The 21,525-nt window shown below is 50.6% G+C and carries 27 protein-coding genes and 1 pseudogene; 23 read left to right on the top strand and 5 right to left on the bottom strand.

All coding sequences use genetic code 11. The features are described from left to right. The first annotated feature begins 17 nt into the window (after positions 1 to 17). The 6 genes from AK95_RS08895 to AK95_RS08870 all read left to right on the top strand — a co-directional run bounded on the left by AK95_RS08895 (position 18) and on the right by AK95_RS08870 (position 5,380). On the top strand, positions 18 to 890 hold the full coding sequence (locus AK95_RS08895; protein ID WP_071219610.1) for a CheR family methyltransferase: 873 nt from the start codon (positions 18 to 20) through the stop codon (positions 888 to 890). A 19-nt stretch (positions 891 to 909) separates the two neighbouring features. Continuing rightward, the gene (locus AK95_RS08890; protein WP_071219609.1) at positions 910 to 2,589 is read left to right on the top strand and encodes a response regulator; all 1,680 of its coding nucleotides are present in this window, start codon (positions 910 to 912) and stop codon (positions 2,587 to 2,589) included. A 112-nt stretch (positions 2,590 to 2,701) separates the two neighbouring features. Continuing rightward, the gene (locus AK95_RS08885) at positions 2,702 to 3,025 is read left to right on the top strand and encodes an STAS domain-containing protein (protein ID WP_009594079.1); all 324 of its coding nucleotides are present in this window, start codon (positions 2,702 to 2,704) and stop codon (positions 3,023 to 3,025) included. 32 nt (positions 3,026 to 3,057) lie between these two features. Beyond that, positions 3,058 to 3,507, top strand: a complete 450-nt coding sequence (gene rsbW, locus AK95_RS08880) for an anti-sigma B factor RsbW (protein WP_071219608.1) — start codon at positions 3,058 to 3,060, stop codon at positions 3,505 to 3,507. Continuing rightward, entirely contained in the window at positions 3,504 to 4,274 is a 771-nt protein-coding gene (locus AK95_RS08875; protein WP_009594120.1) for a sigma-70 family RNA polymerase sigma factor, read from the top strand. The genes rsbW and AK95_RS08875 overlap by 4 nt, the downstream gene beginning before the upstream one ends. A 128-nt stretch (positions 4,275 to 4,402) precedes the next feature. Continuing rightward, positions 4,403 to 5,380 (top strand): magnesium transporter CorA family protein, encoded by a 978-nt coding sequence (locus AK95_RS08870; RefSeq protein ID WP_071219607.1) that lies wholly within the window; start codon positions 4,403 to 4,405, stop codon positions 5,378 to 5,380. Between the two features lie 92 nt (positions 5,381 to 5,472). Here AK95_RS08870 and AK95_RS08865 read toward each other — a convergent pair whose 3' ends face one another. The 3 genes from AK95_RS08865 to AK95_RS08855 form a co-directional block, all read right to left on the bottom strand. Further along, positions 5,473 to 5,904: a DUF5665 domain-containing protein gene (locus AK95_RS08865; RefSeq protein WP_071219606.1), complete on the bottom strand. Its 432-nt coding sequence runs from the start codon at positions 5,902 to 5,904 to the stop codon at positions 5,473 to 5,475. A 133-nt stretch (positions 5,905 to 6,037) separates the two neighbouring features. Next, complete coding sequence (locus tag AK95_RS08860) at positions 6,038 to 6,448, bottom strand: YtxH domain-containing protein (RefSeq protein WP_071219605.1); 411 nt, start codon at positions 6,446 to 6,448, stop codon at positions 6,038 to 6,040. Between the two features lie 47 nt (positions 6,449 to 6,495). Next, the gene (locus tag AK95_RS08855; RefSeq protein WP_071219604.1) at positions 6,496 to 6,753 is read right to left on the bottom strand and encodes a GlsB/YeaQ/YmgE family stress response membrane protein; all 258 of its coding nucleotides are present in this window, start codon (positions 6,751 to 6,753) and stop codon (positions 6,496 to 6,498) included. 283 nt (positions 6,754 to 7,036) lie between these two features. Between AK95_RS08855 and AK95_RS08850 the strand changes: the two genes are divergently transcribed. Both AK95_RS08850 and AK95_RS08845 read left to right on the top strand, forming a co-directional pair. Further along, positions 7,037 to 8,041 (top strand): asparaginase, encoded by a 1,005-nt coding sequence (locus tag AK95_RS08850; protein ID WP_071219603.1) that lies wholly within the window; start codon positions 7,037 to 7,039, stop codon positions 8,039 to 8,041. Between the two features lie 65 nt (positions 8,042 to 8,106). Further along, on the top strand, positions 8,107 to 8,826 hold the full coding sequence (locus AK95_RS08845; protein WP_071219602.1) for a pirin family protein: 720 nt from the start codon (positions 8,107 to 8,109) through the stop codon (positions 8,824 to 8,826). An 80-nt stretch (positions 8,827 to 8,906) separates the two neighbouring features. Here the strand turns inward: AK95_RS08845 and AK95_RS08840 are convergent, their stop codons facing one another. Then, positions 8,907 to 9,134, bottom strand: coding sequence for a DUF1128 domain-containing protein (locus AK95_RS08840; RefSeq protein WP_015737472.1), 228 nt, complete (start codon positions 9,132 to 9,134; stop codon positions 8,907 to 8,909). 183 nt (positions 9,135 to 9,317) lie between these two features. On the opposite strand from AK95_RS08840, the gene yyaC reads away from it, so the two are divergent. The 5 genes and pseudogenes from yyaC (at position 9,318) to AK95_RS08815 (ending at position 15,451) form a co-directional block, all read left to right on the top strand. Further along, complete coding sequence (gene yyaC / locus AK95_RS08835; RefSeq protein WP_071219601.1) at positions 9,318 to 9,857, top strand: spore protease YyaC; 540 nt, start codon at positions 9,318 to 9,320, stop codon at positions 9,855 to 9,857. A gap of 108 nt (positions 9,858 to 9,965) precedes the next feature. After that, complete coding sequence (locus AK95_RS08830; RefSeq protein ID WP_071219600.1) at positions 9,966 to 10,757, top strand: alpha/beta fold hydrolase; 792 nt, start codon at positions 9,966 to 9,968, stop codon at positions 10,755 to 10,757. A gap of 121 nt (positions 10,758 to 10,878) precedes the next feature. Continuing rightward, complete coding sequence (locus AK95_RS08825; protein ID WP_235613067.1) at positions 10,879 to 11,787, top strand: DUF6483 family protein; 909 nt, start codon at positions 10,879 to 10,881, stop codon at positions 11,785 to 11,787. 36 nt (positions 11,788 to 11,823) lie between these two features. Further along, a pseudogene (locus AK95_RS08820) lies at positions 11,824 to 12,999 on the top strand (class I SAM-dependent methyltransferase). A 220-nt stretch (positions 13,000 to 13,219) separates the two neighbouring features. Next, positions 13,220 to 15,451: an O-antigen ligase family protein gene (locus AK95_RS08815; protein WP_235613065.1), complete on the top strand. Its 2,232-nt coding sequence runs from the start codon at positions 13,220 to 13,222 to the stop codon at positions 15,449 to 15,451. A gap of 82 nt (positions 15,452 to 15,533) precedes the next feature. Here AK95_RS08815 and AK95_RS08810 read toward each other — a convergent pair whose 3' ends face one another. Continuing rightward, positions 15,534 to 15,848: a hypothetical protein gene (locus AK95_RS08810; RefSeq protein WP_071219599.1), complete on the bottom strand. Its 315-nt coding sequence runs from the start codon at positions 15,846 to 15,848 to the stop codon at positions 15,534 to 15,536. A 151-nt stretch (positions 15,849 to 15,999) separates the two neighbouring features. On the opposite strand from AK95_RS08810, the gene uptA reads away from it, so the two are divergent. The 10 genes from uptA to AK95_RS08760 all read left to right on the top strand — a co-directional run bounded on the left by uptA (position 16,000) and on the right by AK95_RS08760 (position 21,436). After that, positions 16,000 to 16,611, top strand: a complete 612-nt coding sequence (gene uptA, locus AK95_RS08805; protein ID WP_071219598.1) for an undecaprenyl phosphate transporter UptA — start codon at positions 16,000 to 16,002, stop codon at positions 16,609 to 16,611. A gap of 3 nt (positions 16,612 to 16,614) precedes the next feature. Continuing rightward, the gene (locus tag AK95_RS08800; protein WP_071219597.1) at positions 16,615 to 17,181 is read left to right on the top strand and encodes a thioredoxin family protein; all 567 of its coding nucleotides are present in this window, start codon (positions 16,615 to 16,617) and stop codon (positions 17,179 to 17,181) included. A gap of 2 nt (positions 17,182 to 17,183) precedes the next feature. After that, positions 17,184 to 17,822 carry an MBL fold metallo-hydrolase gene (locus tag AK95_RS08795; protein WP_071219596.1) on the top strand — a complete coding sequence of 213 codons (639 nt, stop codon included), beginning with the start codon at positions 17,184 to 17,186 and terminating at the stop codon, positions 17,820 to 17,822. A 178-nt stretch (positions 17,823 to 18,000) separates the two neighbouring features. Continuing rightward, positions 18,001 to 18,192, top strand: coding sequence for a hypothetical protein (locus tag AK95_RS08790; protein WP_071219595.1), 192 nt, complete (start codon positions 18,001 to 18,003; stop codon positions 18,190 to 18,192). 247 nt (positions 18,193 to 18,439) lie between these two features. Continuing rightward, positions 18,440 to 18,985, top strand: coding sequence for an RNA polymerase sigma factor SigY (sigY, locus tag AK95_RS08785; protein WP_071219594.1), 546 nt, complete (start codon positions 18,440 to 18,442; stop codon positions 18,983 to 18,985). Next, the gene (locus AK95_RS08780) at positions 18,969 to 19,304 is read left to right on the top strand and encodes a YxlC family protein (RefSeq protein WP_071219593.1); all 336 of its coding nucleotides are present in this window, start codon (positions 18,969 to 18,971) and stop codon (positions 19,302 to 19,304) included. The genes sigY and AK95_RS08780 overlap by 17 nt, the downstream gene beginning before the upstream one ends. Next, positions 19,304 to 19,513 (top strand): hypothetical protein, encoded by a 210-nt coding sequence (locus AK95_RS08775; RefSeq protein WP_071219592.1) that lies wholly within the window; start codon positions 19,304 to 19,306, stop codon positions 19,511 to 19,513. The genes AK95_RS08780 and AK95_RS08775 overlap by 1 nt, the downstream gene beginning before the upstream one ends. Before the next feature lie 35 nt (positions 19,514 to 19,548). Next, the gene (locus tag AK95_RS08770) at positions 19,549 to 19,743 is read left to right on the top strand and encodes a PLDc N-terminal domain-containing protein (RefSeq protein ID WP_071219591.1); all 195 of its coding nucleotides are present in this window, start codon (positions 19,549 to 19,551) and stop codon (positions 19,741 to 19,743) included. Then, positions 19,740 to 20,663 (top strand): ABC transporter ATP-binding protein, encoded by a 924-nt coding sequence (locus AK95_RS08765; RefSeq protein WP_071219590.1) that lies wholly within the window; start codon positions 19,740 to 19,742, stop codon positions 20,661 to 20,663. The genes AK95_RS08770 and AK95_RS08765 overlap by 4 nt, the downstream gene beginning before the upstream one ends. After that, a complete protein-coding gene (locus AK95_RS08760; protein ID WP_071219589.1) occupies positions 20,660 to 21,436 on the top strand; it encodes an ABC transporter permease subunit in 777 nt (258 codons plus the stop codon). The genes AK95_RS08765 and AK95_RS08760 overlap by 4 nt, the downstream gene beginning before the upstream one ends. Positions 21,437 to 21,525: the final 89 nt, after the last annotated feature.

Here is a 21,525-nt window from a genome sequence, read left to right as displayed (position 1 = left end):
AAAGCGGTGCAAGCGTGATGTCATCTAGTGACCATATGGAATCAGAACAACTGTTGTTAACAGAGGAAAGCGAACGTGAGCTGGAACAGATCGAGATTGAGCTTCTTTTGGAAGGTATTCATCGATTCTATGGTTACGATTTTCGCAATTACGCCATTCCCTCATTGAGGCGGAGAATCTGGCATCATGTTCATGCCGAGGGCGTGTCCACCATATCAGCCCTACAGGATAAAGTGCTTCACGACCGTTCTTGTTTTGAGCGGCTTATATATAATCTATCGATTCCGGTTACGGAAATGTTCAGGGATCCGAAGCTATTCCTGACATTCAGGCAGTCTGTAGTTCCATTGCTTCGTACGTATCCTTATATACGGATTTGGCATGCAGGCTGTTCGACCGGAGAAGAAGTGTATTCCATGGCCATTTTGCTTCATGAAGAGGGATTGTATGAGAAGTCCCGGATTTATGCGACGGACATGAATTCGCGTTCGCTCCAGCAGGCCAAGGAAGGCGTATTCGACATTAAACTCATGAAGCAGTATACCAAGAATTATATGGAGGCGGGCGGTACCCGCTCGTTCTCTGAATATTATACAGCGAAGTACAATTCGGTTATTTTCCAACCGTTTTTGAAGAAAAACATGATATTTGCCGAGCATAATTTGGCAACAGACCGTTCCTTTAACGAGTTTAATGTGATTTTTTGCCGGAACGTCATGATTTATTTTAATGATCAGCTGAGGGATCACGTACACGGATTATTTCACGAGAGTCTAAGCCATTTTGGTATTCTCGTACTGGGTTCTAAAGAGTCCATACACTTTACGAATTATAGTGAAGCTTATGAGACGCTGGACCGGGTGGAGAAAATATACCGGAAGATTAAATAGAGTTTTGTAGGAGGATCTCATGGGGTTTCACGAACCGATTCATATTCTGTTGGTAGATGACCGCCCTGAAAACTTACTTGCGCTCGAAGCTGTTCTGGACAGCGAACAATACACGCTAATTAAAGCTACTTCGGGGGAAGAGGCTTTACGATATCTCTTGAAGTATGATTTTGCCGTGATTGTTCTTGATGTACAAATGCCCGGCATGGACGGTATCGAAACAGCAAGGCTGATCAAGGCGAGAGACAAGACGAAGGATATTCCGATTATATTCATTTCCGCGAACAGCAAGGACGCGGAGCATCTTTTTGCAGGATACTCCGCAGGGGCAATCGACTATATGGTTAAACCTTTTATCCCTCAAATCTTGAAGTCCAAGATCGAGGGTTTTGTCGATATGTACCGGACCAATAACAGGCTGAAGATTCAGTCCATGCAATTGCATCAGAAGACCCAGGAGCTTGAAAAAATTAATCAAGAGCTTGTGCTGGCCAAGGAAGAAGCGGAGATTGCCGCCAAAGCCAAAACGGAATTTCTGGCGATGATGAGTCATGAGATCCGTACGCCGATGAATGGCGTCATCGGGATGATTGATTTGCTGATGGACAGCGATCTTCAGGATGAGCAGCGGGAATATGCAGCCATTATCCGAAACAGTGCGGATGCCTTGGTTAACATCATTAATGACATTCTGGATTTCTCCAAGATGGAATCAGGCAAAATGGAACTGGAGGAATATCCGTTTGATCTCAAGTCCTGCGTTCAGGAAGTGTTTGGTTTGTTCTCCGGAGAAGCCTCCAAGAAGAATCTGGAGCTTACGTATTACATTGAGGATCAAATTCCTGCGATCGTATTCGGTGATATGGGACGCCTTCGTCAAGTATTGGTGAATCTGGTATCCAATGCCGTGAAGTTTACAAATGAGGGTGGTGTGTATTTGATTGTCTCGCTTGCCCAAGCTGAAGAAGACCGATTAACCCTTGAATTCACGGTGAAGGATACGGGAATTGGCATCTCATCCGAAAAAATCGATCGGTTGTTCAAGCCGTTCTCTCAGTTGGATTCCTCAATGACAAGGCGGTACGGTGGAACAGGACTGGGGCTGGCAATCTGTAAATCGCTCGTACAGATGATGGGCGGAGAGATCGCGGTGGAGTCCAAGGAAGGCAAGGGAGCCACTTTCGTATTTACGATCTGCGTTCATACACATGAGGAAGAGCATCAACGACTCCGGGAAGAGGATCGTTCGGCAAAATATCGTGTGCATGGGGAGAGGCAACCGAACATCCTGATCGTGGACGATCATCCGATTAATCGAAAACTGATGGACAGTATGCTGGAAAAGATGGGGATGAAAGCGGATATGGCGGAGGACGGCAGACAGGCAGTTGAGATGGTTGCAGGTCCTAAAGTCTACGACATGATCTTCATGGATTTGCAGATGCCGGTAATGGATGGTCTTGAGGCGGCGCGACTGATCCGCCAGATGAAGCCGGAAACTGAGGCTCCCGTTCTGGTTGCGATGACGGCGAATGTGATGGACGGGATTCAGAAGCGCTGCTTTGACGCAGGCATGAATGAATATATCAGCAAGCCGGTAAAAATCAGCTGTGTGAAGCACCTGATATCGCGGTATGTACCGGTAGAACCGGAAGGATGGGATATGCCCGCAAGCCCTGTTCGCATCATCAACGGTTAGTACTGAAACCGATTCCCATATATTAGCGTGCCCATAACCCTCTTTAACCTGTTTCAACAAGCGAGATAACGGGTTATGTAAAGGGAAAACAAATGATTGGGAGAGAGTGTCTATGAATACAAAAACGAATGATAAGTTCAATGCTAAGACCCAGATGAACGAGGGCGTATGCACGGTATTTCTGAGCGGTGAACTTGATTTGTCCGTCGCTCCTGATTTTCGATTAGTGATGGAGCCTCTTGTCGGCAATTCCGAAGTAGACTTGATCGTCAACATGAAGGACATGACATATATTGATAGTACGGGTATTGGTATTCTTCTGTCGATACTGAAAGCCAGACATGGCATGGAAGCACGCTTTGCAGTCGAGGAAGTTCCGCCGCAAATTCAAAAGCTGTTCGATATGACGGGTATTGCGAAGTTCTTTCAGTCGTAAGAAGAATTCCCAATAGGAAAGGATCGAAAAGAATGAATTCAGATGTTCAAAGAGTAACGCTTAATTTGCCTGCCAGTGCTGAATACGTGGATATTGTAAGACTGAATCTGTATGGAATAGCTTCCAAGATGGGCTTTTCCTATGAAGAGATTGAAGATATGAAGGTTGCGGTGTCGGAGGCCTGTAATAACTCGGTCTTGTATGCTTATAGTCAGGAAGGCGGAATGGTAGAGGTTTTATTTCAAGTGACCAGCGATTCGCTATCCATCACGGTCCGAGACGAAGGGGAGAGTTTCGACAGTATGGGGGCGGTTGGCAACCGTACACTTCATGATAAAGATCTCAGCGAGGTCCAAATCGGAGGACTAGGCTTCTACCTGATGGAGGCGCTTATGGATGAGGTAAGCGTGACAAACCAGGCTGGAAAGGGAACCGAGGTTACGCTGACGAAGCGTCTCGCAAGAAGCGAGGAGCCCGTATGAGTGATAAAGCGACTCCCCAAGAGTCCAGAGATGAAGCTGTTCATTTAATTGAACAATATCAGCAAACGAAGGATAACGATATCGCAACGGTGCTGATTAAGAAATATGAACCGATGGTCAAAATGGCGGCAGGCAAGATTGCCCGGAATCGGCCCGACCTGTACGAGGATTTGTATCAGGTTGGCCAAATGGCATTAATTCGTCTTCTGCAGCAATATGACATCAGCCTGGGGATTCCATTTGAGCCCTATGCCATGAAAAGCATGATCGGTCATATGAAAAACTTTCTCCGCGATAAATCATGGTACATTCAAGTGCCAAGGCGGATCAAGGAAAAGGGTGCCTTGGTTCAGCAGGCGATTGATGAATTAATGGTGAAGCTGGAGAGATCTCCCGATGTGAATGAGATCGCATCCTACTTGGATCTTTCCGTTGAGGAAACGGTCGAAGTGTTGGCCGGACGTGAATGCTATCATTATGTATCATTGGATTCCCCTTTATCCCAGGAAGAAACCGGAGCGACGCTTGGAGAGCTAATCAGTTCGGATGTGAATGATTTTGATTCCGTTGAGAAGCGCATGGATCTTCAGCAGGCGATGAGCCAGTTGAAGGAACAAGAGCAGAAGGTGCTATTGCTGGCATTTCAGGAGGGACAGTCCCAGAGAGCAATCGCTCAGAGGTTAGGCGTGTCGCAAATGAGTGTGTCGCGTATACAGAAGCGGGCAACGGAAAAACTGAAGCAGATCATGTCCAATTCTTCTTACTGATATGGACAAGCCTCGTAGTAACAGTAACAGACGTATAGCAACATAAGGCACGCTTCCTCCATTACGGGAAAGCGTGCCTTTTTGGAACCTTGCGATTTTGTATTTACAGAAGGGAGTGGCAGTAAAACATGCTGGGGCCGGATAGGATGGAAGGTCAGGATGTTTATACTTTTGCGGGGGGATGGAAGTGGTACGATGTTCGAACGGATAACTGGCAATCCTCCTGGATCGGCGAGCTTCGGACGCGCTATCCTTATACAGCCGAATGGTTCGATCAGGCGTCGACGTTAAAGGAACGAAACTATTTATCCGTCCGATTCAAGGATGGGGTGGAGCCGGTCATTATGGGAACCATGCTTTATAAGGTAACGGATGATGCCGATCATTACAAGTCGGAACAGTTCTATTTCTATACGGACGACCAAGTGCTGATCACCATCAATTTGGATGACCATACCCGAAGCGTGATGGCTAAGTCCGAAAGAGCTTCCATGCTTCATCAATGCCAAAAGCCCGTCGACGGCATGTTTGTGCTGGCTCGGGCCATTTTGCATTATTACCATGCGGGAATGGATCAATTCGAGCATAACCTGCGTCTTGTCGAAAGCGATATGCGTACCCGCAACCGGAGGTCTTTAATGGACAGCATTCTGACGTCCCGGTTTGAGCTGTTGGAGTGGAGCAATCTGTTTATTCCTTTTCAGGAGCTGATCGCTGCAGCAAAGGAAGGGTATCATGGCGAGCTGGATAGCAGTCGCTCGTTTCAACAGCTTCTACATCGAGTGGAAAGAATGGAGAAGCTGATTCATCATTATGAGCGCGAAATCGATACGCTGGTTTCGATAGACGATGCAATCTCCGCGTTCCGCGGTAATGAAATTATGAAGACATTGACGATTTTTACGGTCGTGCTTACACCGGCAACCGTGGTCGGAGCCATATGGGGGATGAACTTTGAAAATTTGCCCGCCATTAAGACGTTCTGGGGATTTACGGTAGTCAGCGGTTGTACCCTGCTGTGGACTGGAGGCATGTATCTTTGGATGCGTGCGAAGGGATGGACGGGAGACCTGCTTCAAGTAAAGTCCAGCAATAAAAATCTTTGAGGCATAATGGTGATCCATGAATGGCAGCAACAATGATCACAACGCCCGGTGACCTTTACAGGCACCGGGCGTTTGCATGCGTTAAAGATACCCTAGGATCGGGATTGATCAATATATCCTTGCAAATCCGAGATGAAGTCCCCAATCATCGGTACGTTGACAAAGAAGCTGAGAATGTAACCCAGAAGACCCAGCACAAGTGCCGTGCCAAGGGTTAAGCCTAGTCCCCGGGATAGTCCGGCTGTGAGGTTGGCGATGATGCGTTTCTTGGGATTCATGTAATTCTCGATCATGTCCTTCATTTCGGACTTCTCCAGGGTGGTGGCAATTTTGTCCAGACGGGTGTTCAGTTTCTTCACTTCGTGACGCAGTTCAAAGGGATGCTCCTGGATATCATCCGCCTCCCGGGAGCGCCTTTCCTCGCTTGTTTCGGATTCCATTCGTGGCTCATCGCGTTGTCTCGAACGATCGCCGCTCCGGGTCGAGAAACTGGAGCCGCTATGATATGGGTTCGCTTTACTCATAAGATCTCCCCGCTTTCCAGGCAGAAACGCCGTTTCATTTCACATATCAATCCAATGATGCTTACAAGCTGACTGTCACGATCTGGCACAAAAATAGCCAGCTGTGTCAGCTGGCTATTCGTGACCTCACGAATTAAACATTCGTTGTCGATTTCATTTCACGGCTGACATCGGAAGAAGTGTCCATCGCTTTATCCTTTACGTCTTTGGAAGCATTTGAAACCTCGCTGGACACGTCTGCCGATGCTTCCTTGACGCTGGACATAATGCTTTGGCGGCCTTCATTCACGGTGGCCATCACATCGGAGGCTTTGGTGCCCACGGTTTTCGCAAGCTCAGAAGCTTTATCGCCTACGGTATAAGCAACTTCCTTCGTTTTATCCGTTACCATGCTCAGTTTCTCGGACAAATCCCCGCGCAGTTCGCGGCCTGGCTTTGGAGCGAACAACAGAGCTGCCGCCGTTCCTACCAGGGCACCGATGAAAGCACCTTTGAAGAATGTGGAACCGCTTTGTACTGGATGTTCTTGTTCTGTGTGATTCATAACTTTCACTCCTTTTAGTTAATATAAAAAGAATATAGACACGAGAATCAGGCTGTACGTCTAAATAGCTTGGCAGCAAGACCGAGCAAGAATACGAAGATAGCTGTACCGATGATCGCGGGCACAATGGCAAATCCGCCGATGACAGGCCCCCATGCTCCGAAGAGCCATGGTCCGAGCCATGCGCCTACGAAACCAGCGATCATGGACCCGATAATTCCGCCCGGCATTTCATGACCAACCAGCGCATCCCCGATGATCCCGATGATGATTGCCATTACGATGCTGATGATGATTCCCCACATACGATCGCCTCCTTTTTAAAGAGCAATGTTTTTCGAGTGGGCTTGCTTATCTCGTAATTAAACCTAAGGCCACATGGTGAAACAGGACAACGTTAAACGGGAGATAAAATGAAGTGTCCGTCCCCTACGGAATGATCGCCTGCTGTTATTTGCAGATTTTTGTACTATACTGAATACAGATTTGCAACAATCCCCGAATGATCGAGGATTATTGGTACCAGATATACACAGGTTTTTAAGGCAGGCATATGGTCACAGACGGTTATAGAAGGAGTTATTTAACATGGATACTGTATTAGTGAAGGAATATCGGGCGGACATTTTGGAGTGCGTCCACAATGGACATATATGTATTGTTAATGAACAAGGAAGCATACAGGCATACGCGGGAGATCCGGAATATGTCGCATTTACGCGTTCTTCGGCCAAGCCGATGCAGGCAATCCCCTCCATCCGGGGCGGGCTTGCTGACCATTATGGGCTGACGGATAAGGAAATCGCGATCATGACGGCTTCGCATCGGGCGGAGCCGGCTCATATCGAAGTATTGGAAGGCTTTGCCCGCAAGGTCAATATTAGTGAAGCTTATATGGTTTGCGCGTCGTGCTGGCCGCTGGATGAGGAAAATAAGGAGACTCTTCTGCGAGCACAGAGAGACAAGAGCAAATGGTTCCATAATTGCTCCGGGAAGCATTATGGCATGTTGGCCTATTGTCAGATGAAAGGGTATCCGCTGCTCGGATACGATCAGCCTGAACATCCACTGCAGCAGGAGATCCTTCAGACGGTCTCCTATTTGTCGGGACTGGCTCCCTCTGATATCCGATTGGGAACGGACGGTTGCGGCCTGCCGGTATTCGCCATGCCGCTTCGCGCTTTGGCTACAGCCTATATGAAGCTTGCATCCCCGGACCTTATCGAGGATGAGCCAACAAAAAGGGCGGTCATCCGAATCACGGAGGCCATGCACGCATCTCCCTATATGGTGGCAGGAAATCAAAAGGTGGACACCCTTCTCCTGGAAGACGATAATATTGTGGCCAAAGGAGGCTTTAAAGGCGTGTACTGCTTAGGTCTGAAGAAGGAGCGGCTCGGCATTTCGTTCAAAATTGCAGATGGATCAGAAGAAGAATGGGGCTGGGTAGCGGAGTCCATATTGGAGCAAATCGGGTATAGCAACAAAACAACCATCGATCGCTTGAAATCCGCGTATCCCAAAGATTTGTGCAACGATGAGGGCCTGAAAGTAGGCAGGGTGGAAACCGCGTTTATGCTGAACCGTGCTTAAGCATGACTGATTAGACCGGAAACCGCCGGGGTATTGAATAGTAAAAAAGGCGGAGGTGACCGGCCATGATTAAGATCATGACGGCAGCGGAAAGACATACTACCCATAAAGACGGTATTCATAGTGAATTCAGCTTTTCTTTTGGTGATTATACAGATCCGCATAACGAGCATTTTGGAAGCTTGCTGGCACATAATGAATATGTGCTTAAACCGATGGAGGGTTTTGATCGAAGGTTTCATCATGATTTGATCATTGTCCATTTGGTGCTGGAAGGCACGTTAACGTATGAAGATGATACAGGGAAAGAAATGGAGCTGACTTCCGGTTCGATTCATGTCGTGAATACAGGCTCCGGCGTGTACCATGCAGAGAAGAATGCCTCGTCTTCCGAGGACGTACGCTATCTGGAAATGTGGTTTCTACCTGCGGAGCCAGACCTTGAGACCAGTCACCATCAAAGCGATTTTACAAAGGAACAGCGGTTGAACCAGATGCTTCCGATCATCGGGTCGGGCCATGGTGAATCAAGCTTGCCCCAATCGCTGGATGTTGTGATGTACAGTACCATACTGGAGACTGGACAAGAACTGACGTACAGCCTGGCAGGGGATCGGAGAATGCACCTGTACGTCATTAGCGGTCAAGTCGAAATATCGTCGGAAGACGGCATGTTTAATATTACTGCGGGTGACGCGGCCAGGATACAGCGGCGTCACGAGCTGACATTTCGAGGGAACTCAAGTGAGGGGACCTCGGAAGTGGTGATGATCGATATGCCGTAGAGAAGGACAACAAAGCCCCCGGAACATCGCTTGGATCAGCGAAGTTCCGGGGGCTTTGCTATAAAAGGGCTAATGATAATCTACTGGTTTCCGCGCAGCTGCCCGAGCTCCGATACAACTGCTTCCACTTCCGATATACTCAGGTTTTGCTTATTCATGACCATATCGTACAAATCATAAATATCATCATATTGGTTAACCGAGAAGGCGGAGGCTTGCATGGCAGCACCGGTAGCCATCCGAAGCTTGGTTTTAATCTGTTCAATCATATACTCGACATTAGCTTGTGATTTTTCACTCAAATCCATGGATTAACACCATCCTCTCATAGGCGGATTTACGATTTTCATCCCTGTATTGTACCATGTTACCATGCGGCTCGACCAATGTTTTTGCCATCGGAGACAGAGATAGGTTAAAATCAGGAAAAAAAGGTTTTTAGGCTGTAAAAAGCAAGGTTTTAAGCGATGTAATCAAGGAGGAGGTCCGTCATGAGCGAACAAGCCGGCAAGACGCCAGGCGTACAGGCTGTAAAAGCTAAAATGTCGGGGCATGAACTGGCGGATTTTTTTCGGACGATTTCGCAGCGGCATGCGCTGGATAGCATCGTATTTTTATGTATTGGCACTGACCGTTCCACAGGAGATGCACTCGGACCGCTGACAGGAAGCCGGCTATCGGAATACGGTTTCCCGCATGTGATCGGGACGCTGCCCGAACCGTGTGACGCTTTTAATCTTGAGGCAAGACTTCAAGGCATACCTGAGGATAAGTCGATTATTGCCATTGATGCATGCTTGGGACAATCCTCGTCAGTCGGATATTTCTTTACCTGCGAGGGTCCACTGACGCCTGCCCAGTCCGTCGGCGGGAGGCTTCCGGCAGTGGGAGATTATAGCGTGGCAGCGGTTGTGAACGTCCATGGACCGAAGCCGTATTGGACTCTCCAAGTGACGTCCCTATACCAAGTCATGGGGATGGCGGAGCAGATAGCGAAGCAAGCCGCTATTGCCTTTGGCCTCAGGCCGTAAGACATGGCGTTTCAGCCGGGGTTGTTTTTGTTTAATAATAGATCATTCTTTATAAAATAATGGGTGTCTATCACATGGCATCCGCTGAATAGAAAGAAGGGTATCGCTATGGAAAAAGTACAATGCAACGGCAGCACGATTTGTTATGTTGATCAGGGACAAGGTGAGCCGATCATTCTGCTTCACGGTTTCTGCGGAAGCTCCGCCTACTGGGAACAGGTACTGCCATTTCTTCAAGGCTTCAGAGTCATTGTACCGGATCTCCGTGGTCACGGGCGATCTGATGCACCGATGGGATCGTATACCATTGAACAGATGGCAGACGATGTACTGTTATTGATGGATGAGCTCGACATTCCGAAGGCAGCGTTACTCGGTCATTCCCTTGGAGGATATATCGCGCTCTCCTTTGCCCAGCGTTACGCTTCTCGTTTGAACGCCTTCGGCCTGATTCATTCAACAGGCTACCCGGATTCGGACGAAGCGAAGGAGAAGAGGGTGCAGGCGGTCAGCACCATCCAAGGGGAGGGCATTACGGCTTTTGTTGACGGATTGGTGCCCGGCTTATTCGCTCCGGATACGAAGGATAACAAGCCGGAATGTATTCAGCGGGCGAAGGAGATAGGCTATCTAACGCCACCTCAGGGAGCAATCGGAGCGGCGCTGGCGATGCGTGAGCGTCCGGACCGACGCGATGTGCTCTCCGCGTCCACGCTGCCTATCCTGCTGGTAGCAGGAGAGAAGGACGGGTTGATTCCGGCAGAGCGTACCTTTACGACAGACCATGACAACGTGACTCAATATGTAATCGAGGGCGCAGGACATATGAGTATGATGGAGACGCCGGAGAAGCTCGGCGAGGTCATCACTTCTTTTATGGGACGGCTTACGAATGAATAACGCATGAGAATCTTTCAATAGTTTATAATGAACGGATACCTCCTAGCGGGATATCCGTTTATTTATTTTGTGCCCAGACGCGCCATACCTCGTATGCATGGCCGGCCGAAGCAGAGCGAGAATGGGAGGGGGAGGCCGGGAACTGGAATTCCGGCCCCGGATAGCCTACAATTTAATCGTGATCCCGTTTGGGTTTGAACCGGCAAATTTCTCCCTTGTAAAGGATGATTCGCTAAAGGCTGCCCCGGCATTCCTTCTTGGTTTCTTGGCAGCTGAACGCAGTATAGTAAAGATGAAGATCAGGAATATGCTGCATCTGTCATGGATGCAGGTTGGGGGTGCGCGTATGTTTCGCAGGGATTATCTCGTGCGGCTAATTGAGGATATGACACAGATGATTGCCAAGGTGTTTTCGCTTAAGCAGGAGCGGAAGCACACAGAAGCGCTATGGGAGATTGATGAGCTCTTCAAACGGCAGTTCCGGTTGAATTCAGACCTGCTTCGCTCATTGTCCGCTGCCGATATTGAGCAGCTATTTCGCAGTCACGGTTATCTGGAAGCGGACAAGCTGCAAAGCGCCGCCAGGCTAATGGAAGAGGAAGCGTCCCTGTTGCTTGAGTTGGAGCGTGAAGAAGAAGCCGTTATGCTCTATACCAAGGTCTTTCAGCTATATTTGAAGTCGGCCCTGCAAGGAGCGGATTTGAAGCTGATCGGGTTGACGGAACGGATCGGTATGGTGAGAGAACGTTTAAGGTCGTATGCATGGCCAGAAACAGCGATGCGGGATTACTATGCGTATACGGAGCAGCAGGGGATGTACGCAGAAGCGGAGAACACCCTCTACCAACTGCTGGATAATGGCAAGATGGAATATGGCGAAGCTGTGCAGTTCTATCAAAGATTGCAGCTGAAGCTGCCTGAGGATTTGGCGAAGGGCGGGCTTCCGCTGGAGGAAGTCCATGAAGGAATGGATGAGCTTAAGCGTCGTTTTCCGCATGAAGCGGTGAACGGCGACAAGTCGTTGACCTAAGCGGGATTAACCTGTCTATCATATAAAGAAAGCGAGATGTACCTTTTGGATGCATTAAGAAAATTGATTCACAACATCATGGAAGAAGGATCATTGATCACGGCTACGCTAAGCCAGCTCCGCAAGCGGGAAGGCATGACCTACAGCAAAGTAACGGTTAAGCCCGTAGAGCTCAAGAACAAGCTGCACTATCAGTTTGCCTATTATTCCGGAACCAAAGTCACCCATCAGAACGTGCCGGCCGATGAGGCGGAGGCCGTGCTGGTTGACATGTTCGAGAATGTATTCCGGCAAGCGATGATGTATACGCCGGAAGCGGACTATCAGGTTCTGATCTCGAAGAAATACAAGGTTTCGATTCTGACCAAATCCCCCTCCAAGACAAAAACGGATTTGTCCCATAACCGGAAAAAGACATATATCCTTGAAGAGGGAGAGCCTGTTCCGTTTCTGGTGGAACTCGGCATCATGAGTGAAGAGGGCAAAGTATTTGCCCGCCGATACGATAAGTTCAAACAGATCAACCGGTTTTTGGAGATGGTTGAGGATGTGCTTCCCCATCTGCCGGAGGGCCGTCCACTGACGATCGTTGATTTTGGCTGCGGCAAATCCTATCTGACCTTCGCTTTATATCACTATTTGGCGGTAACTGCGCGCAGAAAGCTGAATATTGTCGGTTTGGATCTCAAGGCGGATGTCATCGAACACTGCAGTATGCTGGCGAAAAAACTGAACTACACTCAATTGCAGTTTCTTGTCGGGGACATTGCGGAATATGACGAACTGGAGCAGGTGGATATGGTGGTCACGCTGCATGCATGCGATACGGCAACAGACGCTGCGCTGGAAAAAGCGGTCCGTTGGGGCGCTTCAGTCATTCTGTCGGTGCCTTGCTGCCAGCATGAGCTGTTCTCCCAAGTCCAAAGCCCTGTTATGGAGCCGCTGCTGTCCCACGGTATATTGAAGGAACGCTTCTCGGCCCTTGCCACGGACGCCATTCGAGCCAAGCTCCTCGATCTGATGGGTTACAAGACGCAGCTGCTGGAGTTTATTGATATGGAACATACTCCGAAGAATATATTGATCCGGGCGGTTAGCGGTTCTGCGGGAGATCGGGATAAGCTGTAGCAGGAATATACCGCGTTCCGCGATTTTTTAAGCGCCTCGCCATATCTGGAACGGGCGTGCAAGGACTTGCTGCCGGATACGTAAAATCACATCATGCGGATTCCGGAAAAAGCGATGAAAGTGCGACTGCATTTTCATCGCTTTTTTAGATAGTCAGAAAGTATAAACTTCGGGGGTCAAGCGGCCTTATAGCGCCGATGAGTTCCCCGCCGCTGCTACAAGAATAACAACGTATGTCCTTGCCCACAATGCTAATAGATGGTTTGGCCACGAAGGACGGATGCCCTGTAAGGAGCAGCCGGGGATGAATGGTTATGCATCGGAACGGGGGCGCTGGTTCATGGCATGGAGGACCCTGCATCGTATTTGCGGGATGATGCTGATTGCACTTGTCTTTGTGGCAGGTATCCGGAGCGGGATGTTTTTTGACGGGGATGTCTATGGGGTCGGAGCAGGGTTTGGGATGCTTCTGCTGCTTATGATGGCAGCTAAACGGCATGATGGAATCCAAGGCCGGGGAATTCCTGGCACGGGCACGATATTGGGCTTGGTTAATTTAGATAAAGGGTTGCGAGTGGTATTGGGGTGCATCTGCGGCATGATTCTCATGTACGTGCTTCATGGGATCGGGCGACCGCTCTCACTGGAAGGCACGATGAAGGAGATCATCCTGTGGGGAAGTTATGCCTCTTTTACAGCTGTTGCCTGGCGTATAAGCCGTACAGGTGACGGCTTACGATTGATGCAAATAGGCTGGCATCTGTTGGGCGCTGTGCTGTGCGGCAGCGCTTTGCTTGCCGTATATGGGCTTTTGGAGCTGCCGTATGGGATCTATCATACGGCGGATGCGGACATCAGCGCGTCCGGCGCGAGGCTTGGCGGCCTGCTTCAGTACCCGAACACGTTCGGGGCCGTGATGGCCGCCTTCCTGCTGGAGCGGCTGTTCGCGCTGCCGCCCGTCCTGCGGTCCCGGACGGGCACGCTCCGCGCAGCGGCTGCCCTGCTGCCGCTGCTGCCCTACACTGCCGCGCTGCTCCTGACGGAGTCGCGCGGCGCCTGGCTCGCGGCCGCACTCGCGTGCGCGGCCGGCTTCGCTAAGGAGCGGCGTGCCTTCGCGCCGCTCCTGGTGGCCGCCGCCGCGCCATTGGCGAGCGCGGCGCTGCTGTACCGCCAGCTGGCTGATGCCAAGCTGGCTCCAGAGGTGCTGCCCGGCCTGCTGTGGCTGGCCGGGCTTTGGGCCGGCGGCGTCCTCGCCGGCCTGCTGCTGTGCCGCTGGCGGCACAGCGGGGGCCCGCGGCGGCGGTATGCCGCGCCAGGGGCCCTGGGAGCTGCGGCACTGCTGGCTGCCGCAGCCGGAGCGTTGATCCTGCATCAGGTGCAGGATCGGACACTTGGCGGCTCGGCAACGCTGAGCGCGCGCCGCCTCCTATACAGCGACGCATGGCAGCTGGCCCGGTCGTCGCTGTGGCTGGGACGGGGAGGGGAGACGTGGCGGCAGTCCTACCTTGCCATTCAGTCCCAGCCCTACGTGGGTGCCGAGGTGCACAGCGGATATATGGATATCCTGCTGAATACGGGAGTGATCGGGCTGCTGCTTGTCCTTGCTCTGGTTAGCTTTATGGTGGCAAGGCTTATAACTGTGAGCTCCCGGCTCATGCCCGCTGTCCTTGTGCTGATCGTGCACGCGGCTGTGGATTTTGACTGGAGCTTTGGGCTGGTATGGCTGCTGCTGTTGTGGCTTAAGGTAATGGGCTTCGCTACGACTCCTTCTGGTCGGGAAGTGCAAAACGGACCTCATACAACTCAAAGACGCAAACGGTTCAAAATAGGGAGGAAGCGGCTAGCTGTTTATAAAACGAAGCGGGAATATCCGCCGTTACAGTCGCTGTCACTGCTCCGGGTTACGGCGATCATTCTGCTCGCGGGCTGGGTTCTTCTCGCTGCTGCGCTGGGCATCAGCGAGGTCAAAGAGCGAAGGGCCGCTTCGGAACCGCCGGGAGCGCAAACAGCGCTCCTCCAATCCTCGTTAAAGTGGAACCCCGCCAACACGGAGGCAGCATTGAGCCTGGCGGATTGGCTTCCCCCAAGCCAGCGAATCCCGCTGCTGAAGCGAAGTATGGTGTATGCACCGAATCACCCGGAGCTGAGCTGGAAGCTGGCAGAGGCTTACTCGCTCCGAGGCCAATCGGAAGAAGCAGCAGCTTGGTATCTAGCGGCCATCGATCAGGATCGGTTCAATGATGTCAAACAAACCCGAGCCGTGCTGAAGCTGGCTTCCCTCGCAGATTGGCACCGGACGGCAGGTGAATCCGTCAGATCGGTTAAAGCGGCCCGGACCGGGTTGAATATCTTGAAGCGCTATCGTTCCCTTGCGGCAAATCTTCATGAGATGGATTCTCATCGGAATGACCGGGAATTCGATCTGTCTATACTTGCGGTAAGGCAAACCACACGATTGGAAAAAACGTTGAATGGGGGAACACGAAAGCACGCGGCAAGGCAGCCTGAACAGGCAGATATCCCCGCCCGCCGCTAACGTGAATCGTGTGTCGCTATCTATAGCGGCTTATCGCGTGCCTGCCCGTTCAGGATAGTTGCTAGTACAAGGAAGCGCAGTGTTATCCGCCGAAGGCATCCCGGAAGGCCGAGGCCAACTGACGTTCCGGAACCTCCCATAGCTCGGCCAGTTCGCCGCAGACTTCCTTTTCCCACCAGTCGCACAAAAGCTTCTTATTACTGTAGTTTTCGTGGATCCAGATCAAATTGCCGATCACCTTCCGGTAATACAATTCTTCGCCCTGCTTCAAGGATTCCGGAGGAAGGTACAGCTTGAGACGTTTGGTCGTGCGGTATAATTCTTTGCTGCAGGCCCGCCGTATACCGCGCGGGGAGGGGGGCTTGCTGCCCGGTTGTTTGGCATGGGGAGAATGCATGCGTAACTCACTCCTTTGCTTCACCATATGTCCCGAAACGGGCGAAAGTCACTGTGCCGCCTATAATTGGGCGCAGTAGAAGGCATGTCCTGAGCTGTGTTAGAATAGGCTAGTATAAGAAATCAACGCAGGAAGAAAGCGGGGGACAAGCGTGGAATTCTTATACGAGGCTGTAGCCAGATTGTTTGAATGGATCCAGCAGCTGGGCTATTTTGGAATCATGATAGGTTTAATGGTGGAGGTCATTCCAAGCGAGATCGTACTTGCCTATGGCGGTTATCTGGTATCCCTAGGTGAAGTTAACTTTATCGGAGCCATGATTTTTGGTACCGTTGGCGGTGTGCTCGCACAGTTGTTTATTTATTGGATCGGCCGTTACGGAGGCAGGCCCTTTTTGGAGAAGTACGGGAAGTACATATTGATTAAGAAGAAGCATATCGATTACGCTGAAGAATGGTTCGGCAAGTATGGTACCGGCGTTATATTTACGGCACGGTTTGTACCGGTGGTACGGCATGCGATTTCCATACCGGCAGGCATATCCAAGATGCCTGTGGGAAGGTTTACGCTGCTGACCACCCTAGCCGTTATCCCATGGACGGCATTATTCTTATACCTCGGATTGCTTCTGGGCGATCAATGGGAGCATATTGACGAGAAGGCAGGGCCATACGTGCAGGAAATTCTGCTGGGGGCATTGGCCGTCATGATTCTTTATTTTTTGATAAAATGGATAAAATCATCGAAAGCGAGGTCGAAATAACGAATGAGTATGAATATGGCAAATCATTTGGGGACAGGCATATCTCCACAGCGATTTATGGACGGCATGCAGAAGAACCAGGAGACGTTCAAGGCAGGATATGAACAGTTTGTCTGGGAGAGTGAAGAGGATAAAGAGTTTTTTGAAAGCCTCAATTTCAGGGATGATCTGCGGGTCCTCATTCTGGCAGCGGATTGGTGCGGCGATGTTGCGCGCAATATCCCTGTCATATTTCGCGCGATGGAGACCGCGGGAATTGAGACGGAAGTGCTGATTATGGAAGAGAATCTGGACGTCATGGATCAGTTCCTGACCATGGGTGCCCGTTCCATTCCGGTTGTTATCATTTCGGATACCGGGGGACATGTTCTCGGCACGTGGGGACCGCGTCCGGCGCATGTTCAGAAGTTTATGATTGAGTTCAAGCAGAACAATCCGGATCGCGAAGCGTCGGACTATCAGGACAATCTTGCCGTCACGCGGCAAAGCATTCTTCAAGCCTACGGGGAAGGGTATGAGTTCCACGCTGCCATCATTAAGGAATTGCGTGAACTGATGTCAGGGTTCTAATCATGACACTTCATATTGAAACCTTTAATTTAGGACCGCTACAGACGAATGCGTATTTACTGACAGGACCTGTTGAAGGCAAAGCGATCATTATCGACCCTGGCATGAACCCGGGGCCGCTTGTGAAGCGAATAGCCGATTTGGAGATTGAAGTCATCCTGCTGACCCATGCGCATTTTGACCACATGGGGGGCGTTGAGGAGATCCGCAAGCTGAAGGGCTGTCCTGTTTACCTGCACACCCTGGAGAGTGAATGGCTGACCAATCCGAAGCTTAACGGCTCGATGATGTGGCCGCAGGTAACGGAACCGCTGTCCACCGAGCCGGCTGAGTACGATTTGGCGGATGGACTTGAGCTGCAGCTCATCGGACATACCTTCAGCGTCTTTCATACACCGGGACATTCCCCGGGAAGCGTAAGCTTCAAGTGTGGAAATGATCTGTTTTCCGGCGATGTGCTGTTCCGTCTCGGGGTTGGGCGAACGGACTTTCCTGGAGGCCGTGAACGTGATTTGATTAATTCCATTCAAAATACGCTGTATACCTTCCCGGATGAGGTCGTTGTGTATTCCGGCCATGGTCCTCGAACAACCATCGGTTATGAAAAGCAGCGGAATCCTTACGTTCCTGCCAGACGATAAGATAGCTTCCGACATAAATCGGGAAACTTTGTCTGGACAAACCTGGACAACATTGATACAATACGGTTAATTAATTGTTACCCTTGCGAAGCACGCAGACTGTGGAATTCATCCCGGTTTGCGTTCTTTTATTTTATGGGGAGTTTTTTGGCATGGACGTGATTAGGGGGAAGCGCCAGTGAGGAAAGATCATCTATCGCTGTTGAACGGGAGTGTAACAAGAAGCGAAGCGATTGATCGACAACCGGAGTTCCACCGGCAGATTCAGACGGAAATATCCTCCGTTGTCTGGGACAGGCTGGTGAAGGATGAAGGGATCGCGCAGCAGCCATGGCATCATCGGCTGCAGGTTATACGATTTAATCAATAGATCGACATGCGAACATGACACCCTCATCATGAACTGAATGGATTCTTTCTATTGGAGAGGGCAGCCGAATTTTTAGTCGGCTGCTTTTTTTTGAGTTTTTTACAGATATCGATGAATTTCTTACCGTCATGATAGGTTTTAATAATTGATATCATTCGGTACAGGATAAATATAAAACTCCATTTGAACGATTGGCTGTTGTTAATCGTATTAAGGTTGGAATGCGAAAGAAGGTGATGATTTTTTCATGATCCCTGATGAAGAGGGTTTGATACAACAAGCGCAATTAGGAGATGCAGCGGCTATGGCGCTGCTGTTCAAGCAGCATTATTCCTATCTTTATAAATATTTGCTAAAGGTGACGATGGACCCGATGGTTGCAGAGGATACTGCACAGGATACCATTGTTCGATGCATGGAGAATATGAACCGTTATAACGGGACTTCGTCTTTCTCCTCCTGGATGATTACCATTGCTACCCGGTTGTTCATCGATAGCACCCGGCGAAAGAAACGGGAGAAGAAATGGCTGGAGCAGGAAGCCGTTCAATCGGCAAGGCGGATGCGCTGGCAGATGGAGCGGCGGGGAGAGGATTGGACGGATATGCTGAATGGATTATCCCGCTTATCTGAGGATCACCGGATTGCCATCCTGCTGAAGCATTATTACGGCTATAGCTATGATGAAATCGGAACGATGCTTGGTATTCCCGAAGGAACGGTGAAATCACGAACAGCCTATGGTATCAAACAGCTGCGAAAGGAGATGGGTGACGATGGTCAAAGGACCTGAGCATGAGGACGAAATATGGATTGAAGGATTTACCAAAGAAATGGAGCGGGTGGATCAATTGTTTGAGGATGCGCCATCCCCATCCCTGGAAGGATTGCATACGCTGGCCGTTCATACTTTGGAGCGCAAGCGGCGGCGGATGAAATACGAATTGCTGCTCTTTCTTCTGATTTCACTCTTTATCGTTGGTGGCGGATTGATGGCTGCCTTGGCGGCGCCGAAGATCCTACTGTTTATTCACGGGTTCGGCATGGTTGCCGGGATTTCCGTTCTTGTATTTTCCAAGAGTCTGAGATCTGCCGGAAAGAAGGGGATCTGATGAATGAAGTTAACGAGAGTCCGCTGGGAGTGATCATCCTTGCCGTTGTGCTTGTGCTGATTCAAGGGACATGGCTTTTCTTGGATGCGAGGAAGCGGGGGCTTGGCAAGATGGCTTGGTTTTGGGGGATATGGGGGTCTACGACAATGCCGATGCCGCTGCTCTTTTACTGGATATTCGTCATCCACAAAGATGACCGCAAGTCTTAAGTTTCTTCATTATATACGGAACATGGGGGATTATTATGGAAATTAATTGGGGATTGATCTGGCCGATTCTTGCACTGCAAGCCATTCTCGCAGTAACGGGGCTGATATCTTTGTTTCGGGCAGAGCCAGCAAACATACGTGGACCGAGATGGGTATGGGTGTTGATTATACTGCTGGGTAACCTTCTTGGCAGCGTTGCTTATTTTGTTGCAGGGAGGCGGGAAGCTTGACGGAAAAAATTTTAAGCATTCATGAATTGACGAAAAGCATAGGAAGCATCACGCCGGTTAAGGGCATTTCATTTGAATTGCAGCGAGGAAGCTGTACGGCCCTGCTTGGTCCTAATGGTGCCGGCAAAACAACTACACTGCGGATGCTGGCCGGATTAATACCTCCAACCCGGGGTGAGATCCGATATGGTTCAGCCGATACGCAAACGAACGGCTGGCGTCACCGGATCGGTTACTTGCCTCAGTATCCGAAGTTTTACAGCTGGATGTCGGGCATGGAGTACTTGTCTTTCAGCGCCAAGCTGTCGGGATTATCTGGACGAGAGGCTAATAAGCGAAGTCGGGAAGTCATCGAAATGGTTGGCCTGGAGCAGGCGGCCAAACGCCGAATATCCGGTTACTCCGGCGGAATGAAGCAGCGGCTTGGCATTGCTCAAGCGCTGGTGCATAAGCCTGAGCTGATCATGCTGGACGAGCCGGTATCGGCGCTTGATCCGATCGGGCGTCGTGAGGTTATGGACCTGCTGGGCCGCTTGCGCGGGGAAGTCACCGTTCTGTTCTCAACCCATGTGCTTCACGATGCGGAGGAAATCTGCGATGACATGGTACTGATGGTAGACGGGGAAATTGCGGAGAAAGGGGCGCTTAGCGAACTTCGCACGAAATATCGCCAGCCGGTCCTATCGATTGAGGTTGAACCGGGGGAGCGGGAGGTTGCTTGGCTCGACAGTCTTGTGAACCGTCCTTATGTGCATGAGATCGAACTCGGCAAACGCGGCGCCAAGCTGATGGTGACGGATATGGATGTTGCACGGGCTGCTTTAATCAAGGAGCTTGCCGATGACGAAATCGAGCTGCTTCGTTTTGAAGCAGGCACGTCTTCGCTCGAGGATATGTTTATGAAGGTGGTGGGCTCATGAAGTCGTTCTGGATTTATTATCAAAAAGAAATGCTCGAGGCCAGCCGGACCTATAAATGGATTTGGGTGCCTGCAGTCTTCCTGCTTCTTGGCATTATGCAGCCGGTTTCCACCTATTATTTGCCGGATATCCTGACCATGGCCGGGGAATTGCCACCGGAAGCGGCGGCATTATTTACCGTCCCGTCCGCCGAGAATGTTATGGCATCAACCTTGAGCCAATTCAGCACCATCGGCCTGCTGGTGCTTGTGCTGGCGGGAATGAACACGGTAGCAGGGGAGCGAGCCACCGGCACGGCTGAGCTTGTTCTCGCCCGTTCGGTATCCACGATTCCCATGATGTCTGCCAAATGGGCCGCCTTGATGACGCTGCTGGTCGTTTCTTTTGCGATTGGACTTGGCGGTGCTGCATATTACACGTATCAGCTCATCGGTCCTTTGGAATGGGGATCGGTTACCAGCGGCGGGGGCTTATATGCTGTATGGCTGGCCTGGATCGTAACGCTTGTGCTGCCCCTCGGTGCCGTCCTTCGCGGGCCGGCTGCGGCCTTCATCAGCTTGGCAGTTGCCGGCGTACTTTCGCTCTTATCCGGTTTGCTGCCCTCCCGCGTTCTATGGAGCCCGGGTCGTTTAAGCAGCATGGCCGCTGAGCGAATTCTTGGCGCAGGGAGCAGCGCGTGGTCACCGATACTCGTTGCCATGCTGATTATGGCGGTGTCGATTATCGTTGCCGCGAGGCTGCTTAGAAGGAGTCCGCTGTCCCCGCAATCCTAGTTTTCATGGGAGATTCAGGTTTTATCTGAATCACATGGACATCTCTATCTTTTTTTAGTAGACTATGAAGACAAGAAAAACGTCATCGA

The sequence above is a fragment of the Paenibacillus sp. LC231 genome, from assembly GCF_001860525.1.
Classification (GTDB): Bacteria; Bacillota; Bacilli; order Paenibacillales; family Paenibacillaceae; genus Paenibacillus_AQ.
This window is presented reverse-complemented; position numbering and strand designations above follow the sequence as displayed.

What these genes read in the sequence shown, in the direction of transcription:
- AK95_RS08795 (WP_071219596.1), top strand. Translation starts at nt 17,184, where the DNA reads ATGACACTTCATATTGAAACCTTTAATTTAGGACCGCTACAGACGAAT.
- AK95_RS08780 (WP_071219593.1), top strand. Translation starts at nt 18,969, where the DNA reads ATGGTCAAAGGACCTGAGCATGAGGACGAAATATGGATTGAAGGATTT.
- yyaC (WP_071219601.1), top strand. Translation starts at nt 9,318, where the DNA reads ATGAGCGAACAAGCCGGCAAGACGCCAGGCGTACAGGCTGTAAAAGCT.
- AK95_RS08890 (WP_071219609.1), top strand. Translation starts at nt 910, where the DNA reads ATGGGGTTTCACGAACCGATTCATATTCTGTTGGTAGATGACCGCCCT.
- AK95_RS08875 (WP_009594120.1), top strand. Translation starts at nt 3,504, where the DNA reads ATGAGTGATAAAGCGACTCCCCAAGAGTCCAGAGATGAAGCTGTTCAT.
- AK95_RS08860 (WP_071219605.1), bottom strand. Translation starts at nt 6,448, where the DNA reads ATGAATCACACAGAACAAGAACATCCAGTACAAAGCGGTTCCACATTC.
- AK95_RS08840 (WP_015737472.1), bottom strand. Translation starts at nt 9,134, where the DNA reads ATGGATTTGAGTGAAAAATCACAAGCTAATGTCGAGTATATGATTGAA.
- sigY (WP_071219594.1), top strand. Translation starts at nt 18,440, where the DNA reads ATGATCCCTGATGAAGAGGGTTTGATACAACAAGCGCAATTAGGAGAT.
- rsbW (WP_071219608.1), top strand. Translation starts at nt 3,058, where the DNA reads ATGAATTCAGATGTTCAAAGAGTAACGCTTAATTTGCCTGCCAGTGCT.
- AK95_RS08815 (WP_235613065.1), top strand. Translation starts at nt 13,220, where the DNA reads ATGAATGGTTATGCATCGGAACGGGGGCGCTGGTTCATGGCATGGAGG.
- AK95_RS08885 (WP_009594079.1), top strand. Translation starts at nt 2,702, where the DNA reads ATGAATACAAAAACGAATGATAAGTTCAATGCTAAGACCCAGATGAAC.
- AK95_RS08810 (WP_071219599.1), bottom strand. Translation starts at nt 15,848, where the DNA reads ATGCATTCTCCCCATGCCAAACAACCGGGCAGCAAGCCCCCCTCCCCG.
- AK95_RS08775 (WP_071219592.1), top strand. Translation starts at nt 19,304, where the DNA reads ATGAATGAAGTTAACGAGAGTCCGCTGGGAGTGATCATCCTTGCCGTT.
- AK95_RS08895 (WP_071219610.1), top strand. Translation starts at nt 18, where the DNA reads ATGTCATCTAGTGACCATATGGAATCAGAACAACTGTTGTTAACAGAG.
- AK95_RS08825 (WP_235613067.1), top strand. Translation starts at nt 10,879, where the DNA reads ATGGGAGGGGGAGGCCGGGAACTGGAATTCCGGCCCCGGATAGCCTAC.
- AK95_RS08865 (WP_071219606.1), bottom strand. Translation starts at nt 5,904, where the DNA reads ATGAGTAAAGCGAACCCATATCATAGCGGCTCCAGTTTCTCGACCCGG.
- AK95_RS08800 (WP_071219597.1), top strand. Translation starts at nt 16,615, where the DNA reads ATGAGTATGAATATGGCAAATCATTTGGGGACAGGCATATCTCCACAG.
- AK95_RS08850 (WP_071219603.1), top strand. Translation starts at nt 7,037, where the DNA reads ATGGATACTGTATTAGTGAAGGAATATCGGGCGGACATTTTGGAGTGC.
- AK95_RS08830 (WP_071219600.1), top strand. Translation starts at nt 9,966, where the DNA reads ATGGAAAAAGTACAATGCAACGGCAGCACGATTTGTTATGTTGATCAG.
- AK95_RS08845 (WP_071219602.1), top strand. Translation starts at nt 8,107, where the DNA reads ATGATTAAGATCATGACGGCAGCGGAAAGACATACTACCCATAAAGAC.
- AK95_RS08870 (WP_071219607.1), top strand. Translation starts at nt 4,403, where the DNA reads ATGCTGGGGCCGGATAGGATGGAAGGTCAGGATGTTTATACTTTTGCG.
- AK95_RS08770 (WP_071219591.1), top strand. Translation starts at nt 19,549, where the DNA reads ATGGAAATTAATTGGGGATTGATCTGGCCGATTCTTGCACTGCAAGCC.
- AK95_RS08760 (WP_071219589.1), top strand. Translation starts at nt 20,660, where the DNA reads ATGAAGTCGTTCTGGATTTATTATCAAAAAGAAATGCTCGAGGCCAGC.
- AK95_RS08855 (WP_071219604.1), bottom strand. Translation starts at nt 6,753, where the DNA reads ATGTGGGGAATCATCATCAGCATCGTAATGGCAATCATCATCGGGATC.